This is a genomic window from Neobacillus drentensis (genome assembly GCF_036962765.1).
Lineage (GTDB): Bacteria > Bacillota > Bacilli > Bacillales > Cytobacillaceae > Neobacillus > Neobacillus drentensis_C.
Map to the genome: position 1 here is coordinate 36,014 of NZ_JBALOS010000105.1, position 18,052 is coordinate 54,065.

Annotated in this window: 15 protein-coding genes and 1 pseudogene; 6 read left to right on the forward strand and 10 right to left on the reverse strand. The window is 38.7% G+C overall.

The genetic code is table 11. From position 1 onward, the window contains the following. Positions 1 to 96: 96 nt before the first annotated feature. From V7137_RS14405 to V7137_RS14415, 3 genes are all read right to left on the reverse strand, one after another. Positions 97 to 732: a Bax inhibitor-1/YccA family protein gene (locus V7137_RS14405; protein WP_335698729.1), complete on the reverse strand. Its 636-nt coding sequence runs from the start codon at positions 730 to 732 to the stop codon at positions 97 to 99. 49 nt (positions 733 to 781) lie between these two features. Beyond that, the gene (gene mscL, locus V7137_RS14410) at positions 782 to 1,177 is read right to left on the reverse strand and encodes a large-conductance mechanosensitive channel protein MscL (RefSeq protein ID WP_335698730.1); all 396 of its coding nucleotides are present in this window, start codon (positions 1,175 to 1,177) and stop codon (positions 782 to 784) included. A gap of 127 nt (positions 1,178 to 1,304) precedes the next feature. Then, entirely contained in the window at positions 1,305 to 2,804 is a 1,500-nt protein-coding gene (locus tag V7137_RS14415; protein WP_335698731.1) for a response regulator transcription factor, read from the reverse strand. Positions 2,805 to 3,007: 203 nt separating this feature from the next. On the opposite strand from V7137_RS14415, the gene V7137_RS14420 reads away from it, so the two are divergent. From V7137_RS14420 to V7137_RS14430, 3 genes are read left to right on the forward strand one after another with little or no spacing between them, the layout of a single operon-like run. Next, the gene (locus V7137_RS14420) at positions 3,008 to 3,583 is read left to right on the forward strand and encodes a DUF6230 family protein (protein WP_335698732.1); all 576 of its coding nucleotides are present in this window, start codon (positions 3,008 to 3,010) and stop codon (positions 3,581 to 3,583) included. Positions 3,584 to 3,599: 16 nt separating this feature from the next. Next, positions 3,600 to 3,986, forward strand: a complete 387-nt coding sequence (locus V7137_RS14425; protein WP_335698733.1) for a DUF6114 domain-containing protein — start codon at positions 3,600 to 3,602, stop codon at positions 3,984 to 3,986. A gap of 13 nt (positions 3,987 to 3,999) precedes the next feature. After that, positions 4,000 to 5,193 (forward strand): hypothetical protein, encoded by a 1,194-nt coding sequence (locus tag V7137_RS14430; RefSeq protein WP_335698734.1) that lies wholly within the window; start codon positions 4,000 to 4,002, stop codon positions 5,191 to 5,193. A 37-nt stretch (positions 5,194 to 5,230) separates the two neighbouring features. On the opposite strand, the gene V7137_RS14435 is transcribed toward V7137_RS14430, so the two are convergent. From V7137_RS14435 to V7137_RS14445, 3 genes are all read right to left on the reverse strand, one after another. Next, the gene (locus V7137_RS14435; RefSeq protein ID WP_335698735.1) at positions 5,231 to 6,463 is read right to left on the reverse strand and encodes an aminopeptidase; all 1,233 of its coding nucleotides are present in this window, start codon (positions 6,461 to 6,463) and stop codon (positions 5,231 to 5,233) included. A gap of 340 nt (positions 6,464 to 6,803) precedes the next feature. Next, the gene (locus tag V7137_RS14440) at positions 6,804 to 8,072 is read right to left on the reverse strand and encodes an MDR family MFS transporter (protein ID WP_335698736.1); all 1,269 of its coding nucleotides are present in this window, start codon (positions 8,070 to 8,072) and stop codon (positions 6,804 to 6,806) included. A 106-nt stretch (positions 8,073 to 8,178) separates the two neighbouring features. Then, entirely contained in the window at positions 8,179 to 10,269 is a 2,091-nt protein-coding gene (locus V7137_RS14445) for a DNA topoisomerase III (protein WP_335698737.1), read from the reverse strand. A gap of 324 nt (positions 10,270 to 10,593) precedes the next feature. Between V7137_RS14445 and hutH the strand changes: the two genes are divergently transcribed. Continuing rightward, positions 10,594 to 12,120, forward strand: coding sequence for a histidine ammonia-lyase (hutH, locus tag V7137_RS14450; RefSeq protein ID WP_335698738.1), 1,527 nt, complete (start codon positions 10,594 to 10,596; stop codon positions 12,118 to 12,120). Positions 12,121 to 12,151: 31 nt separating this feature from the next. Here hutH and V7137_RS14455 read toward each other — a convergent pair whose 3' ends face one another. The 3 genes from V7137_RS14455 to V7137_RS14465 all read right to left on the reverse strand — a co-directional run bounded on the left by V7137_RS14455 (position 12,152) and on the right by V7137_RS14465 (position 13,695). Next, entirely contained in the window at positions 12,152 to 12,355 is a 204-nt protein-coding gene (locus V7137_RS14455; protein WP_335698739.1) for a hypothetical protein, read from the reverse strand. A 496-nt stretch (positions 12,356 to 12,851) separates the two neighbouring features. After that, positions 12,852 to 13,067, reverse strand: a complete 216-nt coding sequence (locus V7137_RS14460) for a chromate transporter (protein ID WP_335698740.1) — start codon at positions 13,065 to 13,067, stop codon at positions 12,852 to 12,854. Position 13,068: 1 nt separating this feature from the next. Then, positions 13,069 to 13,695: a chromate transporter gene (locus tag V7137_RS14465; RefSeq protein WP_335698741.1), complete on the reverse strand. Its 627-nt coding sequence runs from the start codon at positions 13,693 to 13,695 to the stop codon at positions 13,069 to 13,071. Positions 13,696 to 13,911: 216 nt separating this feature from the next. Between V7137_RS14465 and V7137_RS14470 the strand changes: the two genes are divergently transcribed. Both V7137_RS14470 and V7137_RS14475 read left to right on the forward strand, forming a co-directional pair. After that, the gene (locus V7137_RS14470; RefSeq protein ID WP_335698742.1) at positions 13,912 to 14,103 is read left to right on the forward strand and encodes a hypothetical protein; all 192 of its coding nucleotides are present in this window, start codon (positions 13,912 to 13,914) and stop codon (positions 14,101 to 14,103) included. Positions 14,104 to 14,348: 245 nt separating this feature from the next. Beyond that, complete coding sequence (locus V7137_RS14475) at positions 14,349 to 15,236, forward strand: LysR family transcriptional regulator (protein WP_335698743.1); 888 nt, start codon at positions 14,349 to 14,351, stop codon at positions 15,234 to 15,236. A gap of 221 nt (positions 15,237 to 15,457) precedes the next feature. Here V7137_RS14475 and V7137_RS14480 read toward each other — a convergent pair. Then, positions 15,458 to 17,830, reverse strand: a pseudogene (locus V7137_RS14480) (cytochrome P450); the annotation flags it as partial. Positions 17,831 to 18,052 lie beyond the last annotated feature (222 nt).

The following is an 18,052-nucleotide window of genomic DNA, read 5'->3' on the forward strand; positions in this document are numbered from 1 at the left end:
GCAAGTTTAACAGAGCCAATAAATAATAGTTAAAGGAAAAGGAGCTTGGGATTCCAAGCTCCTTACTTATATGGTCTAGGTCGAACACGTTACTAGTTAGTCTTTACTTGATAGAATTCCGAAAATACGAAGGATGCTAACAAATAGGTTAATAAAATTCAAATATAAGTTTAATGCCATTAATGGTACTTCTTCTGCTCTAACTCCGTAATGCTTCATTCGGCTGAAGTCAAAAAGAACATAACCACTAAATACAATCACTCCAATTATAGAGAAAGCAAGCATCGCCGTCGATCCTAATGGAAAGAAGATATTATAAATAGAAATTGCTATTAAGGCTAGCAAAGCAGCTAACAGGAATCCACCTAAAAAGGAAAAGTTTGATTTTGATTTCGTCGCATAAATAGCCACACCCGTAAAAACAACTGTTGTACTTGCAAAGGCCATGACAACAACGTTTGCCCCTGCAGCAGCTGTGTAATAGGCTACTATTGGGAATAGGGTAATTCCTGAGATAAAAGTAAAGATATATAGAAATGAATAAGAAATAGCCTTTTTACGTCTGAAAAAGAATGCGATCATGAGCATTACAAATTCTAGAATCGCGAGCGGCATAAATAGACTATCGGGTACAAATACACCTGCCATTGTGCCCAAGAAAGCAATCGCAAGCGAAAGGGCAAATGTTCGTATTACGGATGGCAAAAATTCAGTAGATGTTTGAGTATACAAATTTTTCACCTCAAAAATTATTTGTTACTAAAGATATACGATTAATTGGTCAAGATGTTTCATTTTTTCTAAAAAAATTTTTATCTTCTTTTAATAAATCGCGAATTTCTGCTAATAATTCCTCTGAACGATCTACCTTAGCAACAACTGGGGCTGGTTCTTCTTGCTTCTTAAAACGGTTGAGAAACTTTATAAATAGGAAAATTGAAAATGAAATAATTAAGAAATCGACTACCGTTTGAATAAATTTACCATAGGCTAAATTTCCATAGGCAAGATTAGAAAAATTAAAATCAACGCCTCCAATGATTACCCCCACTAAGGGCATGATTATATCGGCGACAAGAGATGAAACTATTTTTCCAAATGCTGCACCTATAATCACACCGACTGCTAAATCTATGACGTTCCCTTTCATGGCAAACTGTTTAAATTCATTCCACATAAAAAATCCTCCTACAAACCTGTTATCTTAATTTTATATTGTACCTCTTAATCATCTTTAATAGCAATTTCCTGCCCGACCTGTCCGAAAAATCCCGTCATTCGGACAATGATTGGCAACTAACGGATTATGAAATTAAATTCATTTTTATCGCTTTTACGGCTGCATCTGTTCGGTTTTTTGCAGCTAATTTTTGAATGATGATTGAGATATAATCTCGAACTGTATAACTGCTAAGATGAAGCGTGGTTGCTGCTTCATTAATGGTTGCCCCGTCGGCGATTAGCTTTAATACCTCTTTCTCGCGCTGTGTTAAGACGCCATTGGCGTTTCCGAATTGTTGAAGGGCCTCGTCTCTAATGGAAAAAAGCAATTCCCCGGCGTAATGCCCAAATTTTATTAAAGTAGTTAACGTTTGAATAGAAACGTCAAATTGAGAATCTTCCCCTTGGTCCAATAGGGCAATCCCAATTAGCGTACTTTTGGTTGGCACAAATATAGGTAAGACCACTAGGGATTTTAACTTATATTCATGGACGTATTTTTTCGGTAACACCTGGGCAGCATTTGCAAAATACAGGGGCTGAGAATGGTTTAAAGAATGGAAATATTTCTTTATTAAGGGGAGTTTGAATATTTCCTCCTTAATCTGCTGAACAGACGGATTGCTTACATTATAGCCTGAAACTCCGATTCCTTTCCCCTCGTAGTGGTTATACATAAAAAGGGCGCAGCGATTAAAGGGCATATACTCGACTAACCCTTCCGAAATGGCCTTAACAGCCTTATCCGCCCCCCGTGCACGTAATAAGTGCTGTAAGAAGAGAAGAGAGGCATCCTTCCATTCCAACTTACTTTCTAGATGACGTAGTTTTAGCTGGCGCAAATACATCCCTCTAATAAATTCGATTTCGTGATCGGTGACTGCGACACTACTATTTTGCAAGCCGATTAACAAAGTGTCGTTCAAACAAGGAATTCGGAGAATAGTATCCCCATCTCTGTTTGTTCCTAAAAGTCTAGCGATAGCCATTGATAAGTGGTCGATTTGACTTGCCTTTAAACTCGTGGACATATCGATTAAATGGCTATCCACTTGATTTTGCTCGGAACAGACAACACTTTCAACCTGATACTCTTCTTGCTTGTTTATGACAGCGATCCATTCCATTTGAATAATGTTAGTTGAAATAATATTTTTTACCCACTTCTCATTCCGATCCTCTAGATCCCGTGCTAATAACGTTTGGTCTAGTATTCTCAAAAAAACGGATTGGACAGCCTGATGATCCAGAAATGTAGAAGATTTACGTTCCGTTAATAGCTTATGAAACATATTTTCAATCGTCGTTAATAAGTAGATTGACTCGTTTTCATCATATTTTGAGGCGAAACGATTTTGCCATTCCGTAAGAAGGGAAAGGATGAAGGAGTCGACACTAGGGATTTTATCGAGAAACACCTGTTGAAAAGCAATCTGGATTATAACATTAAATTCATCGACTAAACTGTCTTTTCGGTATTTTAACGTCGCCAGAACTTCCTTCCATTCTTTCATAAATGGCTTACTAAGTTGAAAAATAATCGAAAGTCCCCTTTGTAAAAGCTGATCCACTTTGTGCTCCATGTTCCTTCCACCACACCTATATTTGTTTTTATATCGTTCGGTGGAATATTTTTCAATATGTCCGTAGTAGTACTCCTCCACCCGACATTTGACGGGGTTCTCGTATTTTTACGATAGATGACGTGATTGTGGCCGTGAAATAACAGTAGTAAGGTATAAAAAAGAGTAATGTTTAAAAATTCAGAAAATATGAGGAGGAGCGTATGGAAAGTTCAATTCAGCCTGTTGAGGGTATGACAAGTAAAAAAGTTTTCTGGTCAGCTTTAGGTTCTGGAATTTTGGTGTTAGCGCTGTTATTAGTTTCATTTGGGATTTCAGGGGTAGCCTATGCTGTTCCAATTGCGGGTGTGGGTGACTTTTATGTCGAGTTTGACAAATTGGAGGGGAACGGTTATACCTTTTATCCAAAAATGGGTGAAACCAGCAGTGAAGACTCGGCGCCACAAGGGACTAATTTAATAGATAACTTGACGATTGATCATTTGCAATTATATAAGGATTTCAAGGTCGGCGGGGAGTGGATTCGTGTTAAGATTACGGCCTCTAAACCCGTGCAGATTACTGGACTGCAACACGATGCAGGTCTGATTGAAGCAGATGCAAAATTTACAAACTTAGCCCTTAAAGAAAATCATAGCGATGATTGGCAAAAACAATTCCGACAAACCTCATCAAAAATTACCTTAGAACATGCCAAACTTAAAACACACTATCTTTTTCAGAAAACGATTAATATGAACGGAATGCGACTAACAGTTGAAAAGATTAATAAAAAATAAGTAAGGAGGGAATGAGATGAGCTTTACTAAATGGCGGAAAAGCCGGCCCTTTGGGGGTTCATTGATGACAATCATCAGTGGACTCATGATTTTATGGGTACCATTAAACCTTTATTTAAGTACATTCCTGCCAGGATCGATTGCCATCATTGGTTTATTATTTGGCGGAGTGCTTACGTTAATTGGAATTGTGGCATTGTTTTTTCCAAATGCGTCGAAAATCCTTGGCATCTTCACTATCTTTCTATCAATATTATCTGTTATCGGAGCATTAGGAGGGTTCCTTTTCGGCACGCTATTTGGAATCATCGGTGGAGCATTACTGATGGCATGGCGGCTTGCACCTGTGAAAGTTAAAGTTTCACCTCCAATTGATAGAGAAAAAGCAGCCCACACTTTCTAAAGGAGAGCAAACAATGTGGTTGAAAAGCAAGGTGGTCTTGTTAAGCTTATGTCTTCCCTTACTAGGATTAACCATTTTCACTAGTGGTGGAGCAGCCAAGGCGGAAGATCCAAAAACAGATGGTTTTGTCATTGAAGCAGACCGAGTTGTCGGTTCGGGTATGACAGCAAACATTATTCAACAAGAAACCTCTACAAATAATAGTAAACTAATGCTGCGAATTCATTATAAATCAGCCATTATTTATGGAATGAAATTAACCAAGCAGGTGAATTCACCAAGAGGTCAAATAAGCATTAATTTAAAAGCTAATGGGCCTGTTATCGTAAAGAATATGATTGTAGATACATCGGCTCTAGCTTTTAAAGGGGCTTGCCTAAAGGCAGCAGAAACTATTCCAGAACTTGGGATGGAGCAGGTGGTCATGGTTGCTCATTATATGGAATCCGAAGATAGTATTATTAAGCAACTTGTTCTTAATACGGTTGCAGGGCAATCAACTGCACCCAAGCTAGGGAAGTTGAAAATGATTCAAGATTTAGGCTCGCTTCCTCTTAATCAATTGGAACAAGAGTTAGGAAAAATTAGGAGTGGACATTTGCCTCTTACATGTGATGATTATTCTAAAGCAGGTGAATCACCTGAACAGATTGGAAAAATCACTAAACCGGTTCAAGATGTGGTGGAAGTGGTGACCAAACCATTGAAACCGATAACAAAACCGTTGAATCCAGTAGAAGAAACTATTAAGCCTATCTTAAAACCGTTGGAACCTGTCACAAAACCACTCGAGCCCGTTTTGAAACCGCTGAAACCTGTCACAAAACCACTTGAACCTGTATTGAAGCCACTGGAGCCTGTTACAAAGCAGCTTGAACCTGGCGTCAGTGAGGCTTCGGAGAAGGTAGAACAGATTTTAAAATCAGTTTGTGAGCAACTGGAGGATGAAAAGGGAGTCATTCATAAGGAACTCGCCTTGGCATTAATTGATGAAGCCATTGAAAAGGGAAAAACATTGCACTCTGTTTGCCTAGGTGACACACTGCTGACAAAAGAACTTCAAAGTTTGGAAGAGAGCATATTCCATTCACTCAACCTTATTGAGATAGTAGGAAAAGTCGTACCTGAAGATCCCTTAGATCAACTAAATAAAATGCATGATAAAATTGCAAAAGAAAAGGATGGAGCCATTATTTATTCACCATAGGAAAAAGAGCAGGTAATCCTGCTCTTTTGTTCTGATATTAGAAAGCCCAATTTCCGCTTCTAAATACTGGTTCTGATTTTCCTTCGGCGGTGATTCCATCGATGTCCATTTCAGTGGAACCAATCATAAAGTCCACATGAGTGATACTTTCATTCAAGCCATGCTCTTTCAATTCTTCAGAAGACATTTTCTTCCCGCCTTCAACACAGAAAGCATAGGCACTGCCGATTGCCAAATGGTTTGAGGCATTCTCATCAAATAATGTATTAAAGAAAAGAATATTTGATTGGGAAATTGGCGAGTTATAAGGTACAAGGGCAACTTCGCCCAGATAATGGGATCCCTCGTCAGTATCAACAAGACGCTTAAGTATTTCTTCGCCTTCTTCTGCTTTCACCCCAACAATTTTTCCATTTTCAAATGTAATCGAAAAGCGGTCAATAATATTTCCACCGTAACTTAAAGGTTTTGTGCTAGCAACTGTCCCATTTACACCTGTTCGATAAGGAACAGTGAACACTTCTTCTGTTGGCATGTTTGCCATAAACTCGAAGCCATTCTCATTGACACTGCCTGCGCCCACCCAGATGTGTTTTTCAGGAAGCTCAATCGTTAAGTCTGTACCTGGGGCTTTGTAATGAAGCTTTTGATATCTTTTTTCGTTTAAATAGTGAACTTTTTCATGAAGGGTTTCGTCATGTTTCTTCCAAGCATCTACTGGATTTTCGACGTCTGCACGTACTGCTTTAAAAATCGCATCCCAAAGCTTATTTACTTGATTTTCAACAGGCTCATCAGGGAATACTTTTGCTGCCCATGCAGGTGACGCTGCTGCGACAACCGTCCAGCTCACTTTATCAGATTGTACAGCCTTACGATAATTTGACAATGCTGTTCCTGCAGCCTTGTTGAAGTTAGAAATCCGTTCTGGATTCACACCTTTTAATAAATCAGGGCTCGTGGAAATCACCGACATAAAAGCTGCACCATTGGCTGCTAGATCTTCCATTTCTTTAGCACGCCATACTGGGTACTCAAGGAAAGCTTCATCTGGGGCTAGGTCATATTTTGTTTTTGTAACGGTATCGTCGTTCCAATTAACGATGACATTTTGGGCACCAGTTTCGTATGCCTTTTTAACAATCAGACGAATAAACTCCGCCGCATCTAAGGTGGCATTAACGACTAGGGTTTGACCTTTTTGGATATTTACGCCAACCTTAACAGCTAGTTCAGCATACTTTTCCAGGTTTTTTTGAAATTCACTCATATGTATGTCTCCTTTTTCAGAATCTTCCTTTATTGTAGCGTTATTAATTGGAAAAAGAAACTAGTATCCATGTAGCAAATAAATGCTAAAAAAACAGTAAAGATTTTCATCTTTACTGCATCTTGCTGCCGTATACTTTTATATTAAAATAAACACCTGCTGAAAATATTACTAGGAATGTTATAATACCTGACAATGATGTTGGAGACATGAACTGAGATAATTCCATTGTTTCCACCGCCCTTATATTATTAATAACTTTTATAAGTTAATTATAAATACTATCCAGGCAAATGTGAACAATTTAGTACAAATGCTGTGGAATTATTGACACCCTTTTTTACATCTGCGATCCAATCTTTTGCTTTTCAAAGGAATAAAACATGACCCAATACATCCCTGCACTTAACAGGGCAAGAATAACTAACACGAAAAACGTCCAACTATACCCGATCAATACCGTCATTGGAATCGCTAGTGGTGCAATCGTACGGCTAATGGTAAACCGCAGGCTTGCTGCAGCAAAATATTGCCCTCGCATATGATCAGGAGCAAGTCTCGATACAAAGCTTTGCTGGAGACCAGCCCCCATTAATTCAGCAAAGGTGAAAACAGCCATGGCAATCATTAAACCCCAAATCCATGTGGTTTGACTAAAAAGAACCATCGAAACCGCGTAAACAACGGACGAGAGAACAAATACATTTCTTTCATAATATTTACTCATCCACTTTGTGACGATTACGGTCAGCAGGGCGACTAGGAACCCATTTTCCGCAAGCACCAAACCAAAGGCCTGCTCACCATTGACCGAAAACGACCAGTTCCCTAGTGAAAAAAGACTTTGCTCGTGGTAGACATCCTTAATATAAACGGGAATCAACAAATCCAATTGCATGAATGTCTGGCCAGCTAAAACACCTGCAAGAATAAATAACAAGAAGGTTTTATCTTTAAGAATTAGAGAATAATCACTTAGTTGATTTTTTAAAAAGTAATACCATTTCCCGTCAGGCGACAAATCGTTATGTTTAACCGGCACCGTTTCTCGAGTCCATTTGGCAAGAATAAGTCCCAAGGCAATACAAATTAACCCTGCGGCAAGTAAGAGTTGGAAACGGTAATGAACATAAAAAATCGCACCTAGAATAGGGCCAATTACAACCGCAATATTAATAGAAGTGTAAAATATAGCAAACACATTACTTCTATCTTTTTCATCGACGACATCCGCTACCATCGCTTGGCTCGCAGGCCAATAAAAGGAACCGAAAACACCGGCTACTGCAAAAGCGACAAACCCCAGCCATGGGGATTGAAACCACGGTGAACTGGCGAAGCCAAATGCGATAAACGAAATTCCTTGTCCGATAGCAGACAGAACCATCATCCGTTTTCGCCCGAACCGGTCCGCACAGTAACCGCCCATAAGGTTTGCTAGAACAGAGAAAACCTGTGAAAAAACTAATAATAATCCTGCTTTACTTTTACCGAATGCTTCTGAAAAATATATCGTTAAGAACGGAAAAAACATCCAAAACGTGATGTTCATCATCGCTTCGCTAAATAAGCGGACCTTTAAATTAGGATCCCAATCCCTAATCCTCATACTATGTCCTCGTTTCTACATTTTTGATCTAACAATCATACTTTTTTGAATTGAAAAACTTACAATATTAATGGTAAGCACTTCTTTGAGCGCTTACCATTAATGATTAATCCTGATTTTTTAAGGCTTGTTTCAGTAAGTCTCCCAAACTAGTTCCGAAATCTTCTTTTGGTGTGTATTTCTGTACGAGCTTTTGTGCTTCTTTTTTATTGACTGCTTTTTTCTTGTCTTCTGCTTTTTCAACGACATTACAACGGCGGCATTGGAAATACATGCCCGCCTTTCCATTGTGAATTTCCATTTTCTTATGGCACTGTGGGCAGCGGCGGTTTGAAAGCTTTGGATCCTTTCGTTTCCGAAATGAACACTCAGGGCTCGAGCAAACGAGAATTTTACCTTCCTTTGTATTCCTTTCTTTTAGGAACTCGTTACATTCAGGACATCTCGAGCCAGTCAAATTGTGTGCCCGATAGGATTTTTCGCTTTTTTTAATTTCAGATACCAATTGTTCCGTTTGGCGGCGAATCCTTTGTAAAAAGACTTTGGGATCAGCCTTCCCTTTAGAGATTTTTTCAAGTTCTTGCTCCCATTTGGCCGTTAATTCCGGTGACTTTAATTCATCATTGACAAGGTCAATGAGTTGCTTGCCTTTTTTTGTTGGGTGGAAGCGTCCACTTTGTCGTTCCACAACTTCTGTTTCCACCAATCTTTCAATAATTTCTGCTCTTGTTGCCGGGGTGCCTAGACCGAATTTCTCCATTTGCGACAGGACATCAGCTTCAGAATAGCGCTGCGGCGGCTCAGTCCATTTTTGATTAATTGAACTGCTTTTTACCGTAAAGGACTGACCCTGGGATAATTTTTGCAGTCCAGTGGTCAATTTCTCTATTTCTTCTTTTCCTAACACTTTTTTGAAGCCCAAGTCGATAACATTCGTTTCTTTGGTGGTAAAGGTTTCGCCTTCGACCTTAAATGTTGCCTGAATGGTTTCATATTCATAAGCCGGTAAAAACAATGCTAAGAAGCGTCTGGCAATGATGTCGTAGAGTTTTCTTTCATCTGAATCAAGTTCACTAAGATTAAGCCGTTGTTCTGTTGGGATAATTGCGTGGTGATCCGTTACCTTTTCATTGTTAAAAACGCGTTTGGCGAGCACCGTTCCCTTGGTGGCAAGAAGAGGACGGACTTCCTCCTTATAACCGGATGCCATTGCATGGAGGCGGTCTGTCATTGTGTTTATCATATCTGTTGTTAAATAGCGGGAATCGGTTCTAGGATAAGTAACCAATTTGTATTGTTCATAAAGACGTTGTAAGACGGATGAGGTCTTTTTCGCCGAAAAACCAAAACGCTTATTGGCATCACGCTGTAATTCGGTTAAATCGTAAGGTAGCGGCTGTGGTTCTGATTTTTTCTTCCGGTCAATTTTATCAAGCACAGCCTTTTTACCATTTACTTTCGATTGGATGGTTTCGGCTTTTGCCTTATCGAAGATGCGCTTTTCATTGTCCCGTTCCCAATCCGTTGAAAGTGGGCCAATTTCGGCACGAATGGTCCAATATTCCTTTGGGACAAAGGATTGAATCTGTTGCTCACGTTCCAAAACAAGGGCAAGAGTAGGGGTTTGAACGCGTCCTGCAGAAAGCGGATCTTTATATTTAGTGGTTAATGCTCTTGTTACATTTAATCCGATTAACCAGTCGGCTTCTGCTCTACAAACAGCTGAATGATAGAGGTCCTCAAATTGTTTACCTGGTTTTAATTGCTTGAAACCGTCTTTAATAGCTTTATCTGTTTGTGAAGAAATCCATAGCCTCTTTAATGGCTTGTTCCAACGAATCTTTTCAAGAATCCAGCGGGCAACCAGCTCGCCTTCACGACCTGCATCTGTTGCAATGATACATTCATTAATGTCTTTCCGCTTTGCTAACGACTCAATGGCACGGAATTGATGGTTGGTTTGTTTCATGACCAATAAGCCCATTTTTGGGGGAATAATCGGCAGATCCTCCAAATTCCATGTTTTATATTTCGGATCATAATGTTCTGGCATTTTTAATTCGATTAAGTGTCCTAATGCCCATGTGACAATGTATTGATTTCCTTCCATATAACTTTTATGTTTTTGATTGCAGCCAAGGACGCGTGCGAGTTCACGGGCCACACTCGGCTTTTCTGCAAGTACGAGAGATTTCATAATTACTCCTTTCAGGTACATCCATTTTGACCTTTATATAGTATAACGGAAACTCCAGCTATTTTGTAATCTGAGTTGTTCACCTTTCATTTGTTATTGTGCTAAAGTATTATCGTGCTAAAATTCTGAAAATTTAATTGACAATTAAGCTTTTCATCCCATACAATAATTATCATTAAGATAGTTAAAGAATGGAATGATACCCATGAGAAATCTGAAAATATTCAATCAGTTAACCATAAAAGAGGCTGGACTCCAAATCAATTAGATTCGGAATCCAGCCTCTTTCTTTATTATACTACAGTGGTAGAGGAGAGAGACAATATGATAATCCTAACAGGTGGAAGCTTAACTTTAGAACAGATGAAAGATGTTTTATTTCGCAAGCAAAAGGTCATGGCGTCAGCCGAAAGTATGGAAGCAGTCAAGAAGAGCCGTGAAGCAGTGGAAAGAATCGTTGCAGAATCAAGGGTGGTTTATGGAATTACGACAGGTTTTGGGAAATTCAGCGACGTACTTATTGATAAGAATCATGTTCAAGACCTTCAGCTTAATTTAATTCGTTCCCATGCATGCGGGGTGGGAGAGCCTTTTCCAGAAATCGTTTCAAAAGCAATGGTGTTACTCCGTGCTAACGCACTCCTAAAGGGGTTTTCAGGGGTCAGGCCGATTGTCATTGAAAAATTATTAGAGTTAGTGAATAAAGATATTATTCCAGTCATCCCGCAGCAAGGTTCTCTTGGGGCAAGTGGTGATTTAGCCCCGCTTTCTCATCTCGCATTGGTTTTAATTGGGGAGGGAGAGGTTTTTTACAAAGGCAAGCAAATGGAAGCATTTCATGCACTCCAACAAGAAGGGATTTTACCCTTAACATTGGAAGCAAAAGAAGGTCTCGCACTTATTAATGGTACCCAAGCGATGACTGCGATGGGAGTAATCGGTTATCTGGAAGCAGAGCAGCTGGCTGAAGAAAGTGAACTGATCGCTGCCATGACTATGGAAGGGTTAAACGGAATTATTGATGCATTTGCCGAAGAAGTTCATGTAGCTAGAGGGTATAAACAGCAAATTGATACGGCAGCAAGAATCCGCCGTTATTTAAGCGATAGTTTATTAACAACCCAGCAGGGAGAGTTACGTGTCCAAGACGCATATTCACTCCGCTGTATTCCACAGGTCCATGGTGCCTCGTGGCAAGCCTTGGATTATGTGAAAGAAAAGCTAGAGATCGAAATGAATGCAGCAACTGATAATCCGTTAATTTTTGATAATGGTGAGAAGGTCATCTCAGGGGGGAACTTCCACGGACAACCGATTGCTTTTGCAATGGATTTTATGAAAATTGCCGTTGCAGAACTGGCAAATATTTCGGAACGAAGAATTGAACGTTTAGTTAATCCACAGTTAAATGATTTGCCGGCATTTTTAAGCCCTCAACCTGGTATACAATCGGGGGCGATGATCATGCAATATGCAGCGGCAGCACTTGTTTCAGAGAACAAAACACTTGCCCATCCAGCGAGTGTTGATTCTATTCCTTCATCAGCCAATCAAGAGGACCATGTTAGTATGGGGACGATTGCCTCAAGGCATGCTTATCAAATTATCCAAAATGCACGCAGAGTTTTGGCGATCGAACTAATTTGTGCCATGCAGGCGGTGGAGATTCGCGGGATTGATAAAATGGCTTCATGTACTAAGGCGTTTTTTGATAAAGGCCGCGAACAGGTAGAATCGATTAAGCAAGATAGGGTGTTTTCAACGGATATTGAGAAAGCTGCCAAATGGCTTAAGTCCATAGAATTTTCACATTTTATTAGAAATTTACGGATCGAAAAGGGACAGATCTAAAAGGAAAAAGGCGTGAGGTGCTCACGCCTTTTTATTCTGTCTGATCATGCAGCAGACGAGCAGTGTCTCCTCGGTACTCATCCTCATTTTCAACTCGGTTTTTAAATGCTTCTCGAACCACTAGGAATTCTTCGTCACCAATTGCTTCTTTTGCATGTTTTTCCGTTAAACTGTCTTTTGGGAAGTTCCCAGGGTGGTTTTTCTTTTTATGTTCAAAATGTTCTCCACGTGCCAAATGTAACACTCCTTTCGTCTTCGCAAGTATCATTCCCTAAATGGAGTGAATTCATTACATTTGATTAGGAAGATAAAAAGAAAAAGCTGATTGAAAGAGGAATCTTCTAATTAGGATTCACTCTTTCCCAGCTTTTGAATTTGAGGAATCAGGCTTGCACATGCGGTCCAATAAATACCCAGCGAACACAATAAAAGCAATCGGAATTGAAAAGTTTAACACATGAATAAGGGTCATCGCTTTTCTTCACCGCCAATTTTTGAATATTTACAATATTAAATAATTTTTTATGTTGTTTACATTATATGTTAATTCTCACAATTTAGACAAATGCTTAAGTGATAAATAAATTTATCGCGAAATAAAGAAAAGGGAGGAATTCCGTCTGAAGTTTTATCCTTTTGACATGAAGTAGCAAGGTACCCAACTTAAATGGAAGTATTTTTGTAGATATATGGGATAAATTGTTATAAAAAGTTGTTTGAATATTTAAATATTACGACAAATTACAACAACCTACTAAAATAGCACTATTGGTTGCAATCGGCCCTGGTGCCATACTTGCAATCGCAATTATATCTGTAAACTGTTGTGTTGTCATCCAACCTTTTTTTATGACCTCCATCTCAATCATAGGCATGATGGCATATCCACCCCCAAACGAGACAAAGCCAATTAATAAAAACCTCCAAAATAATTCCATTAGTATCATGTCAAATTCCATCTCCCATAAACCATTCTAGTTCATCAGTAGAAGTGTGTTTTTCATTTTTGGGTTTATCTGAGTTCCCCAACAATTGTTTTACCTTAACCACTGATATACCAAGAAGCATTCCTGTTAAAATTATTAGTACAGGATGTATTGGGGAGAAAAACAAAATAGCCATAGAACCCAAGGAAATGAGTAGAGTTGTTTTATCAACTATTGCCGTTTTACCAATTAAGTACCCGGCATAAGCAATAAGTGCCACAATCGTTGCACGAATCGCTTGAAAGGCTGCATCAATTTTAGGGTTGTTCTGAATCTGTAGAAAAATTATACTGAGAACAACAACAATTAAAAACGTTGGCAAAAACACACCAATCAATGCAGCAATTGCTCCCTTAATACCACCTATTTTATAGCCAACAAAGGTAGATGAATTAATCGCAATTGCCCCGGGGATGGATCCCGCAATCGCGAACACATCTGTAATCTCCTCTGTTCTTACCCATTTCTTTTTATCGACAACCTCTTTTTTAATAATCGGGATCATGGCATACCCTCCACCGAAGGTGACTGGTCCAATCTTAAAAAAGGTCCAAAAGATTTGAAATAACTTCATCCATTCTTCCTTCATATAAGTAATCTCCTTTTCGTTTTAAAAATCCAAATCATGAATATTTAGTAAGAATTTAATATTTTTAAACTATTATCGTTGGCCTTACTTATTACGATAACACGGAAGAGGATCAAGAGATAATGCAACAAATGCATAGGATATAACAGATTGTTATTTTAATGAAGATTACTCTGAAAAGATGTTTTCATGAGGAACCAATAAGAGATAAAAAGCGTGTTTAAGCTTCTACATGAAAGTGAAACTAACAAACCATTTAAAGAAGAAGATATAATGTATATTCCTTGTAGGGAATTTTTAATGGGGACAAATTCAAAAGAAGGCTTACCAGCTGATGGTGTGGGACCGGTAAGAAGGGTTAAAGTTAATCCATTTTTAATTTATAGTTATGAAGTAACTAATGCTTAATTTGACGAGTTTGTTAAATCTAGGGTATATATTACAGAGGAGGAACAGTTTAGGTGGTCGTTTGTTTTTTATAGGTTCCTTTCCCCTAACCCTTCTGTTCAAGATAAACATGTAGTGACTACGCATTTTACTCCTGATAGCTCTACAGGACACCTTGGTTTTCGCTGTGTTGCAGATGTGTAGTTAATTTAAAACTGCATAGAGTGATTTAAGCCTTATACTATACTAAGGTGGGATATGTATTTATGAATTTAGAAAGTTTAAGAATGTTTTGTCTTGTAGTGGATGTAGGAAGTATAAGTAAGGCAGCACGTTTGAACTTCGTATCACAGCCCGCTGTAACTAGACAAATCCGTCAGTTAGAGGAAGTTTATGGAGCTAAATTATTTGAAAGAACAGCTGGTAAATTAACCCTTTCCGAGGCTGGGGAAGTACTTTACCCTTATGCAAAAGAAATAGTTGAATACTCCAAAAGATCATTTGAGGCAATTCAAGAGATAACGGCTAACCAAGAAACAGTGCTTAATGTTGGAGCTAGTTTAACAATAGGAGAATATTTATTACCAGGTCTCCTTGGTCATTTCAGTAAAAATTATCCAGAATTAAAATTTAGCTTATCAATCGGGAACACTCCTAATATTTTATCAAAGCTGGAAAATTATGAAATTGATATAGCTTTTGTTGAAGGTGCTGTAGAGAATAAGGAATTTATCACAGAGAAATTTACGGATGATGAGTTGATTTTAGTAACTTCGTCCAATCACCGATGGACGGAAAAGGGACAAATAAGTATTGACGAACTTTCAGAAGAAAAGATGATTTGGAGAGAGGTTGATTCAGGAACTCGGCAAATTGTAGAGAATGCCCTTCAAGAATACGGGGTTCTTAAAAAAATCAAAAGTGCAATGGAACTCGGTAGTTACCAATCGATTAAAAGTGCTGTGGAAGCAGATTTAGGCGTTAGTATACTTCCAAAACTAACTGTGGCAAAGGAGTTAAAATACGGCATTCTTCATGAATTGAAAGTAGTTGATTTTAACATATCAAGAGATTTATGGATGGTACAAAAAACTCATCGGTTTAAGAAATCAGGTTTAAAGTATTTTATTAATTTTATTCGGAGTTTTTATTGAACAACTTTATTTTAAAGGGATAAGAAGAGGCAGTAATGCTGCCTCTTCTTATAGAATACAAAAAGCCCACTTAAATAATTAAGTGAGCAAAGGGATCTACTTTTCTGGCGGTACTGGTTGGAAATTTAAATTGCTTTACGAATCATTTTGAGAGAATATCCAGGTGATGAAAGTTTATTTTCTTTTTTATCATTTCATTTATAAACAATTTCTTCCATCAATTTTAGTGGAGGTAAAAGCTCCAAATACCGCTCAAATGTCATTTCGCAAGCTTCATACTTTTCAAGAAGGTCAAGCATCGAAATATTGTTCCTCAATACCTGTTCTTCGTAGTTACCTTCCTCAAACAATAATTCTAATTCTCGCTTATGTGGTGGACAAACCGTTAAATCCGCAAGTTCACGTATTTGACTTCGTGTTGCCACAGCCTGTAAATCTACATTTCCACTTAGCAGTTCATACAGATTTAAAGGACGATCTAATGGAAGATGGGATGAGCTTTGGCCGCTTAAAATCACTTGATCATTTCCATTCAAACTATACCGGCGCAAGATTCGGTTGACATTCTCTCTATTATTACTAGGAAGACCACCAAAGAAATCATCGGTACGACTTACATAATGCATCGTAAGTATACTTCGTTTTAACTCATCTTTATCAACAAGCGTTAATCCGAAAGCTTCCATAGCATCAGACCACATGCTTTTTTTCCATTCTTCAAGCTGCCTCTCAATGTCCATGCTTACATCAGCCTCACCACGATGAGAAAACCTAGTAGCACCTTTAATCACTAATTGTTCATCTATGAATCTTGGAATATCTTGATAGGTATTTGCCCAGTTTCGATCTCCGCAGCCAAAAACTGAATAATGCACGCCCTTAAGGCTGTCTGGTTCAAGCTGATCCAACCATTGGACAAATTTCCGTGCATTTTTTGGCGGTTTCCCGTTATAGGAGGAAGTAACAATCAAAACGGCCCCATCTGTTGGTAAACTGTTAATCCGTTCATCAAGTGCGGCAACTTCACTCCTGATTCCGCGTGCGCTAGCCCTTTCAGCAAGGTCACGTGCAATCCCCTCTGCGGTTCCCATATTGGAGCCGTAAAGCACAAGGAGTGGTCGATTGTTGACTCCCATAATAGTAGAATTCTGAACTAAGTTAATCTTTTTCATTCCGGATTGAACCATTTCTTTAGAACTCGTAGGAAATGGATCTACGATTTTTTTATCTCTTAATTGGACACGCATCGTAAAATGATCCGGTTTCAGCGTCATCGTTTGTTTTATCTTTAACTGGTAGTTGGTATGATCGATTAATTCAAAGTTTTGTAGAATCATGCCCATCAATAACGTAGCTTCATGAAGGGCGAACTGCATCCCAATACAAGCCCGTTGTCCATTGCCGAATGGTTTATAGGCATCGTGTGGTATTTTACTTGGATCTTCAAACCGCTCAGGACGAAACTCCTCGGCATCGTCTCCCCATGCTGCTTTATCTCGATGAAGCTGAGGCAAGAGAATGGCCACATTTTGCTTCTGTTTAATTGGATATTTTCCTCCTAAGACCGTATCCTCTTTTGCAAAAAGGGTAAATTGCGGTGCTGTAGGATATAAACGCAGCGATTCATTTAAAATCATTCGAATATATTTAAGCTCAGTTACTTGTTTATATGTTGGAATCGAACTTGTTAAGATTTGGTCCACTTCTTCATAAGCCTTTTTAAGTACTTCAGGATGCTTTAATAAAAAGTAATGAGCAAAGGACAATAAACCACTTGTTGTTTCATGTCCGGCTATCAAGAAGGTGATAATTTGAAAACGAATATTTTCATCACTAAGCTTTTCCCCCGTTTCCGGGTCCTCAGCACTTAGCATCCGAGCGAGCATATCGGTTTCCCCTTGATCTCCACGTTTTTTCCGCTCGGCAATCAGTTCGTCAACCAAGGAAAACATCGCCTGTATGTCCTCCTCAAACTGTCGTTTTCTTTTCAACATCCATTTATTTTGGAAAGGCAGGCGTGTACCTTGATGCATGGCTTCGTCAAGTGAATTAGCCATATTGGTGATAAAAGGATGATGGTTTTCTCTGTAGAAACTGTTAAATCGATAGTTAAAACCACATAAACCAATCGTGTCAAGCGTAAGTCTGGTCATATCATCTGATACATCAATACTCTCATTCGGGTTAAGACGTGCCCATTTTTGAACAAGCTGAAAAGCAATGTCGACCATCATCGAGTGGTACCCTTTCATCGCTTGTTGACTAAAAGAAGGAACAAGAATGTTATGTGCTTTTTGCCAATTTGGCTCTTTTGTCTTGCTGGTAAATAACCCGTCTCCGGAAAAGGCACGAACCTTACTTAAACCACCTGTAAGGCTCTTGTCGAATTTTGATTCATTACAAGCCTCAGCTACCAATTCGTGGCCAGAAAGAAAGATGGTTGAGAATCCACCATAGAACTCCATTCGAAAAATGGGACCGTACTCTTCCGCAAGTTTACAAAATGATAGGGTGGGCGCTTCCTTGTCGATTAAAGGCAAGTTGCCAAGCGGACCAAAGGTTTTGGGCTGTGGGATTGGTATGAACTTTTCCATTTAAAATCTCCTCTGATAAATTTTCTTCGTTCCTAATTTAACTGCATGTTTCAAAAAAATAATTAAATGAATGAATACTCATTCAATTTTAATTTAAATCAAAGCTTTTTACAATAGAAATTATAAAGGATGCCTTTTATGATCAAAAGGCACCCTCTTTTTTAATTAGGCTATTTTCGCATAGATTGTTGTTTTTCGTATAAGTTCATCAACCCGTATTAC

What these genes read in the sequence shown, in the direction of transcription:
- mscL (WP_335698730.1), bottom strand. Translation starts at nt 1,177, where the DNA reads ATGTGGAATGAATTTAAACAGTTTGCCATGAAAGGGAACGTCATAGAT.
- V7137_RS14415 (WP_335698731.1), bottom strand. Translation starts at nt 2,804, where the DNA reads ATGGAGCACAAAGTGGATCAGCTTTTACAAAGGGGACTTTCGATTATT.
- V7137_RS14420 (WP_335698732.1), top strand. Translation starts at nt 3,008, where the DNA reads ATGGAAAGTTCAATTCAGCCTGTTGAGGGTATGACAAGTAAAAAAGTT.
- V7137_RS14425 (WP_335698733.1), top strand. Translation starts at nt 3,600, where the DNA reads ATGAGCTTTACTAAATGGCGGAAAAGCCGGCCCTTTGGGGGTTCATTG.
- V7137_RS14430 (WP_335698734.1), top strand. Translation starts at nt 4,000, where the DNA reads ATGTGGTTGAAAAGCAAGGTGGTCTTGTTAAGCTTATGTCTTCCCTTA.
- V7137_RS14435 (WP_335698735.1), bottom strand. Translation starts at nt 6,463, where the DNA reads ATGAGTGAATTTCAAAAAAACCTGGAAAAGTATGCTGAACTAGCTGTT.
- V7137_RS14440 (WP_335698736.1), bottom strand. Translation starts at nt 8,072, where the DNA reads ATGAGGATTAGGGATTGGGATCCTAATTTAAAGGTCCGCTTATTTAGC.
- V7137_RS14445 (WP_335698737.1), bottom strand. Translation starts at nt 10,269, where the DNA reads ATGAAATCTCTCGTACTTGCAGAAAAGCCGAGTGTGGCCCGTGAACTC.
- hutH (WP_335698738.1), top strand. Translation starts at nt 10,594, where the DNA reads ATGATAATCCTAACAGGTGGAAGCTTAACTTTAGAACAGATGAAAGAT.
- V7137_RS14460 (WP_335698740.1), bottom strand. Translation starts at nt 13,067, where the DNA reads ATGATACTAATGGAATTATTTTGGAGGTTTTTATTAATTGGCTTTGTC.
- V7137_RS14465 (WP_335698741.1), bottom strand. Translation starts at nt 13,695, where the DNA reads ATGAAGGAAGAATGGATGAAGTTATTTCAAATCTTTTGGACCTTTTTT.
- V7137_RS14475 (WP_335698743.1), top strand. Translation starts at nt 14,349, where the DNA reads ATGAATTTAGAAAGTTTAAGAATGTTTTGTCTTGTAGTGGATGTAGGA.